Here is a 793-nt window from a genome sequence, read left to right on the forward strand (position 1 = left end):
CGATGCAGGCGACGAGGCCGTTTGGGTCGTGGGCGGTAGCCGGTCGGATCTCGCTCCAGCCGAGCATCGCATCGAGCACAACGTCATGACGCGGTTCGGGCGCCGCACCCGCGGCGGCCACGGCGCGATCTATCTCGACGGGGTCGGCAACCGCGTGGAGGCGAACGTCATCCGGGACGGGCCGGCCCAAGCGATCCACTTCCAGGGCAATGATCACGTGATCAGTCGCAACGACATCAGCGGCGTCGTGTCGGAATGCGGTGATTGTGGCGCGATCTACACCGGCATGGATTGGACCGCGCGGGGAACGTGTCTCGAAGGGAACGTCGTTCACGATGTCACGCCGGCTTCCGGCCGGCCTGTGGTCGCGATCTACATCGACGACGCCGCGAGTGGCGTCACGGCGCGCCGCAACGTGATCCGCGGGTTCCGCCGTGGCATCCTGGTCGGAGGGGGGCGAGACAACACGATCACGGACAACACGATCGTCGGGGCGGACGTGTTCGGCATCCTGTTGGACGCACGCGGGGTCACATGGGCGGCCCGCCATGTCGCCGACCCGGCGTCCCCGATCCGTCGCAACCTGGCGACAGTCCCCATCGACAAGGAGCCCTGGCGGTCTCGCTACCCGCACTTGGTCGATATCCTGTCGGACGAGCCAGGCTTGCCGAAATACAACCGTATCTCCGGAAACGCGTTCGCCGGTGGACCCGGCCTGGTGCTTTCGGATCCGAGCTTGAAACGTCTGCTCCTGGGCTCCGATCAGGTCGAATCAGCAGCGGTGACGGCCGCG

The 793-nt window shown here is 66.7% G+C and carries 1 protein-coding gene; it reads left to right on the forward strand.

Annotated features, from left to right (window positions below):
- On the forward strand, window positions 1-793 hold a 793-nt coding region (locus ABTU92_RS29895; protein WP_408095169.1), incomplete at both ends, for a right-handed parallel beta-helix repeat-containing protein.

This window comes from Rhodoplanes sp. SY1 (assembly GCF_046000175.1).
GTDB lineage: Bacteria > Pseudomonadota > Alphaproteobacteria > Rhizobiales > Xanthobacteraceae > Rhodoplanes.